Source organism: Micromonospora rosaria, assembly GCF_001567585.1.
In the GTDB taxonomy this organism is placed as follows: domain Bacteria; phylum Actinomycetota; class Actinomycetes; order Mycobacteriales; family Micromonosporaceae; genus Micromonospora; species Micromonospora rosaria.
This window is the reverse complement of the sequence record NZ_LRQV01000233.1, coordinates 1-5474: the sequence shown is the minus strand read 5'-3', so window position 1 is coordinate 5474 and position 5474 is coordinate 1. Positions and strand designations below refer to the sequence as shown.

Below are 5474 nucleotides of genomic sequence, written 5' to 3'. Positions count from 1 at the left end.
CGGCGGCGCGGGCCCGGCGGGCGGCCGGGGTGGTGTCGGGGAAGCACCGGGGACCGGCCCCCTCCCGGCCGAGGACGTCGTCCGGATTGGAGTACGGGCACGAGGTCAGCGACAGGCAGCCACAGCCGATACAGTCGGAGAAGTTGTCCCGCAGCGCGGTCAGTTCCTCGATCCGGCCGGTCAGTTCGTCGCGCCACTGACGGGAGATGCGGGCCCAGTCCCGGGCGGTGGGCACCTCCCCCTCGGGGAACTGGTCGAGGGACTCCTTCACCCGGCGCAGCGACAGGCCCAGCCGCTGCGCGGTCCGGATGAACGCGATGACGCGCAGCGTGTCCCGGCGGTACTCGCGGCGGTTGGTGCTGGTCCGGCGGCTGCGGATCAGGCCGACCCGTTCGTAGTAGTGCAGCGCCGAGATGGCCACCCCGGCGCGCTGCGCCACCTGCCCCGGCGTCAGCCAGATCACCTGGGCGTCGAGCTGCGGCATGCCCGCTCCTCCGGTCGGTCGACGTGCCGGCCCCGACCCCCGTACCCGCCGGGGTCGGCACTGCCGGGGACCTCCCCCGGCCGACCCAGCCTCCGACCTCAACCGCACGTGATGTCAAACCGCCGCCGCGTCCGGCCACGATGGTCGGCGGCGGAAAGCCGGGGCAGGGGCGGGCAGCCGGCCCGGTGCGGTGCCGGACGGGTTGCGCGGTCCGGGTGACCGGTCAGCCGGCGGGGACGCAGGAGACCGCGACCAGGTCGCCGGCCACGCTGACCACGCTCATCCGCACGTCGTGGCGCAACCGCTGGCGGACGTGCTGGTAAAGGGCGCTGACCCGGCGGGCCTGCTGCTCGTCGAGGCAGGACACCAGCCGCTGCCGCGCCGGGACCTGGGCCTTGAGCACCGCGCCGTCGGAGAAGACCGTCATCCGGTCCTTGCGCGCGATCCGCTGCTGGATCAACCGCAGGTTCTCGGTGAACAGGTACGTGTCGGCCGGGGTCTCCTCGTCGCCGAGCCCCTCGCCCAACCCCCAGGCGGCCCGTACCCCGATCAGGGCGTCCGGGTCGGGTCGGCCCGGCACCGGCGCGTCCGGCCCGGACCGGCCGGTGGACGACGCGGACCGGTGCAGGCCGACCCGCGCGCTCACCTCGGCCGGCAGCAGGGCCTGGACCAGGACGGCGGAACGGCCCCGGCCGCCGAGCGCCTCCGGGGGCAGGCGGGGGTCGGTGACCCGGGTCGCCGCCGGCCAGGTGAGCACCTCGTGGACGGCCTCGGCGAGCCCGTCCAGCCCGATCGCGTCGAGAATGGTGGGCGGGTCGCTGACCTGGGGCAGCGGGCCACCCCCACCGCGGCGGACCACCAGCCGTGGCTCGACCTCCCCGGTGATCTTCTGCATCCGGGTGTGCGCGGCGTCGAGCAGCGACCACAGGTCGTCGGTCTCGGCCGGCAACAGATCGTGCGGCGAGAGGGCGGTCACGCAGAAGGCCGTCGGCACCGGTACGTCGTCGACGAGTCCGCTCAGGCAGGCGAACTCGGCCCCGACCAGCTCCGGGACCCGCGCGCCGCGGTCCAGCGGCCAGTAGACACAGGACCGGCGACTGTACTCGCTACCGCGTACGGCCACTGTGCCGGCGACCTCCGTATCGGTTGCGGGATGGCCACCCGGAGGGAGGCCGCGACGGACCGCCGAACACCGTCGGCTGACGAGCGGGGCGCCTCAGGCTACACCCTTGCCAGATGCGGGCAGCAGTCCGTACAGATGCCGTCCGACCGGCGGCGGAACGGCTGGTCAGCGGGGTCACCGGCCCGCCGCCGCGAGGGCGCACGGGGGCCACGGTCAGGGCTCACCGAACCGCTCGGAGAGGGCGTACCGGGCCAGCACCACGTCACCCACCTGGCGGACCTCCGCCACCCGCGCCCGGCGACCGGAGTGCCACGGGAACCGGCCCTCCTGGACGAACCGGGGGGCGCGGCCGTCCCCGACGAAGAACGGGGCGACCACCAGGTGCAGTTCGTCGGCGAGGCCGGCGGTGAGGAACTGCGCGTGCACGATCCCGCCGCCCTCCACCATCAGCCGGCGTACCCCCCGGGCGGCGAGGTCGGCCAGGGTGCGTTCCAGGTCGACCGGGTCGCCGGTGTCCACCACGGTCGCCAGGTGCCCGAGGCGTTCCCGGGCCTTCTCCACCGAGCCCGACGCGCAGTAGACGAGCTTGTCACCCTCGCCGGTGGTGAAGAACCGGGCCGTCGGGTCCAGGTCTGCGCTGCCGGTGACGGTCACCTTGACCGGTGACGCCGGCCGCCCCCGCGCGAGGCGGGCCTGTCGCCGCCCGGCCGAGCGCACCAGCAGCCGGGGATCGTCCCGGCGCACCGTACCGGCGCCGACCAGGATCGCGTCGCAGCCGGCCCGGACCGCGTCGATCCGGTCCAGGTCCTCGGCGTTGGACAGCACCAGCCGCTCGTCGGTGGCGTCGTCGATGTACCCGTCGATGGAGGTGGCGCAACTGAGCAGTACGTACGGTCGCTCACTCACCGGCTCGGCTCCCCCTGTGCGTCGCTGCCGGACAGCACCGGCCCGATCTGCCTCGGCCGGCCCACCGGCCCCTACCCCGCCGCCACCGTCGGATCCTGCCCGACGGTGGCCCGGCGCGCCGCCGGACGCCGTCGGGCTCACCCGACGAAGGGCAGGTCGGCGGTACGGGCGCGACCGGCCTTCGCGGCCAGGTACCCGGCGTTGGCCGGGGAGAGGAAGACCCCGGTCGGCACGATCTCGGCGACCGTCGTGCCCAGCCGGTCGAGCTGCTCCGCCTTGTCCGGGTTGTTGCTGAGCAGGGCGATGCGGGACACCCCGAGGGCGGCCAGCATCTGCGCGGCGGCGGTGTAGTCCCGTTCGTCCTCACCGCGGCCGAGCGCCACGTTGGCCTCGTACGTGTCCAGCCCGGCGTCCTGCAGGGCGTACGCGTCGAGTTTGGCGTACAGGCCGATGCCCCGGCCCTCCTGTCGCAGGTAGAGCAGCAGCCCACCGGCGTCGGTGATCCGTTCCACCGCCTCGCGCAACTGCGGCCCGCAGTCGCAGCGCTCGCTGCCGAGCACGTCCCCGGTCAGGCACTCGCTGTGCGGACGTACCAGCGCGGGGGGACCACCGTCCGCCTGCCGGTCGACCGCCGCCGGCCAGTCGCCCAGCCCCAGCGCGAGGTGCTCCCGACCGTCCACCAGCCCGTCGAAGGTGAACACCCGGGCGGTGGTGGCGTACCCGTCGGGGAACCGCAGCGGCACGGTGACCTGGGTACGGATCGTGGCGACAGGCAGTGCTTGGTACATGGGGCTCCTCCGTCAGACGCTGCCGGCCAGGCCGACACCTTCGTACCGGTGTACGGACACTCAACCACCCACCGCGCCACCCCGCCCGTCGGGCGGCGAACCGATCCGCCGGACGAGCAGCACCGCCGCGCCGGGCAGGCTGGCCACCAGGACCAGCGCGCCGTACACCATCGCGGTGGCGACGCCCTGGGCGGCGGTCAGGCCGGCGGCGGCGAACGCCCACGCGGCCACGCCCTCGCGCGGGCCGAACCCGGCCACGTTCAACGGCAGCCCCATGGCGAGCAGCGCCAACAGGGTCAGCGGGAGCAGCCGGGTCAGCGGGGCGTCGGCACCGGCGGTCCGGGCGGCGACCAGGAAGGTGGCCAGGTGCCCGGCGACCGCCACCACCGAGGCGACCAGCACCCCCAGCCAGACCCGGCGGCCCAGCAGACCGGCGCGCACGTCGGCCACGGTCGCCCGGACCGCCCGCGCCCAGCGGGACGGCCCCCGGCGGGGCAGCAGCCGGGCCAGCAGGGCGAGCCCCAGCACGACCGACACCACCAGCACGGTCACCACCGGCAGGAACCGCTGCACCGGCGAGGGCAGCGCCAGCAGCAGCACCACCGCCACCAGCGCCTGGACCACCTGCCCGGCGGTCCGTTCCCACACCACCGCCCGGATCCCCCGGCCGACGTCGCCGACGTCCCGGCCGTGGCGGACCGCGCGGTGCACGTCGCCGAGCACCCCGCCGGGGAGGGTGGCGTTGAGGAAGACCGCCCGGTAGGTGTGCGCCACCGCCGCGGGCATCGGCAGCCCGACCCCGAGCCCGCCGGCGACCAGCCACCAGCGCCAGGCGCAGCAGACCGTGGTCAGCACGCCGATGCCGAGCGCCGCCGCCAGGGCCGGGCCGTCGATCAGGCGCAGCCCGGCCAGGACCGGGCCGGCGCCCACCTGCCACAGCAGCAGCCCGAGCACCGCCACCCCGGCGGCCGCGCGCAGCCAGGCCCACCGGGACCGGGCCCCGGTACCGCTTCCCACCCGGAACCCCCCTTTGACGATCACGAACGTCTGCCTGCTGGTACGCGCCCCGGGGCCGAAGGGTTCACCGTGGTCGGTGACCGGTACCCCCGGACCCGGCGCTCATCCGCAGCCGGCGAGCAGGTCGACGTGGTCGACCACCACGGTCAGCCGGCCGGCGGCGGCGTCGGCGCGGCGGCGGTGGGCGTACCCGGCGGCCGGGGCGGCCAGGTCCGGCCGCTGCTCGACGGCGGCGGCCAGCCAGCCGGTGAGCCACGCCAGGGCCAGTGCGGCCCGGTCCGCGCCGAGCACCCAGGGGCTGGGGCGGGTCCGCACGGTCACCCCGTGCCGGGCGAACGCCGCGACGCAGGTGCCCACCGCGTCCGGGCCGAGCAGGGTACGGCCGGCGACGGTCCGCCGCTGGTGGTCGTTGAAGGCGGCGGTGAGGTCGGCGTCGAGCGGGTCGGCCGGGGTGAGCCGGACCCGGCCGACCACCGAGATCATCAGCAGCGCCGGGCAGCCGGCCCCGACCAGCGCCGCCACCGTCCGCTCCACCTCGTCGGCGGTCAGCATGTCCAGCAGGGCGGAGGCGGTGACCAGGGCGGCGCCGGCCAGGTCGGCGGGGCTGAGCCGGGTGAGGTCGCCCCGACGGGTCTCGACGGTCACCGGCGTGCCGTCGGCGGCGTGGACGCCGGTGAGCCCGGCGACGGCCGAGGCCAGCAGGTCGTCGTCGCGCTCGTGCAGGACCCAGCGTTGCGGGCCGGGCAGCCGGGGGGCCAGCCAGCGCCCCATCGACCCGGTGCCGGCGCCCAGGTCGTGGATCACGGTGTCGCCGGTGCCGGCCAGCCGCCGACGGACCCGCTCGACCAGGTCCACGGCGCGGGCCGCCCCGTCGGCCTCCTCCCGCAGCCGCAGCCAGTCCGCGAAGGCGAGTTCCTCGGTCATGCGGTCGTTCCTTCCAGGACCTGGGCGACGCGGGCCGAGGTGGTCGGCCAGCCGGTGAGGGTGGCGCGCCGGGCGCGGGCGGCGCGGCGCAGCGCACGCCGCAGGTCGCCGTCGTCGAGCCAACGGCGCAGCGCGGCGGCCAGCGCCGCCGGGTCGTCGGGCGGCACCAGCAGCCCCGGCCGGCTGCCGTCGGGTGCCCGGCCCAGCGCCTCGGGCACCCCGCCGGTGGCGG

6 protein-coding genes and 1 pseudogene are annotated in these 5474 nt (G+C 76.3%); all 7 read right to left on the bottom strand.

The genetic code is table 11. The annotated features are described in order from the left end of the window. Positions 1–484, bottom strand: a 484-nt coding sequence (gene soxR / locus AWW66_RS31165; protein ID WP_067374154.1) for a redox-sensitive transcriptional activator SoxR, incomplete at its 3' end; no start/stop codon positions are given. 223 nt (positions 485–707) lie between these two features. Next, a complete protein-coding gene (locus tag AWW66_RS31160) occupies positions 708–1607 on the bottom strand; it encodes a PEP/pyruvate-binding domain-containing protein (protein ID WP_067374151.1) in 900 nt (299 codons plus the stop codon). Between the two features lie 213 nt (positions 1608–1820). Further along, positions 1821–2513 carry a RibD family protein gene (locus AWW66_RS31155; protein WP_067374148.1) on the bottom strand — a complete coding sequence of 231 codons (693 nt, stop codon included), beginning with the start codon at positions 2511–2513 and terminating at the stop codon, positions 1821–1823. A gap of 137 nt (positions 2514–2650) precedes the next feature. Next, positions 2651–3301 (bottom strand): GTP cyclohydrolase II, encoded by a 651-nt coding sequence (locus tag AWW66_RS31150; protein WP_067374145.1) that lies wholly within the window; start codon positions 3299–3301, stop codon positions 2651–2653. Positions 3302–3361: 60 nt separating this feature from the next. Beyond that, complete coding sequence (locus tag AWW66_RS31145; RefSeq protein ID WP_157528246.1) at positions 3362–4318, bottom strand: lysylphosphatidylglycerol synthase domain-containing protein; 957 nt, start codon at positions 4316–4318, stop codon at positions 3362–3364. A 102-nt stretch (positions 4319–4420) separates the two neighbouring features. Further along, on the bottom strand, positions 4421–5242 hold the full coding sequence (locus AWW66_RS31140; protein ID WP_067374139.1) for a trans-aconitate methyltransferase: 822 nt from the start codon (positions 5240–5242) through the stop codon (positions 4421–4423). Further along, positions 5239–5474: pseudogene (locus AWW66_RS31135) on the bottom strand (glycosyltransferase family 1 protein); the annotation flags it as partial. The pseudogene AWW66_RS31135 and the gene AWW66_RS31140, both read right to left, overlap by 4 nt.

Excerpts from the sequence above, each read along its gene's own strand:
- AWW66_RS31150 (WP_067374145.1), bottom strand. The coding sequence starts at position 3,301 with ATGTACCAAGCACTGCCTGTCGCCACGATCCGTACCCAGGTCACCGTG.
- AWW66_RS31140 (WP_067374139.1), bottom strand. The coding sequence starts at position 5,242 with ATGACCGAGGAACTCGCCTTCGCGGACTGGCTGCGGCTGCGGGAGGAG.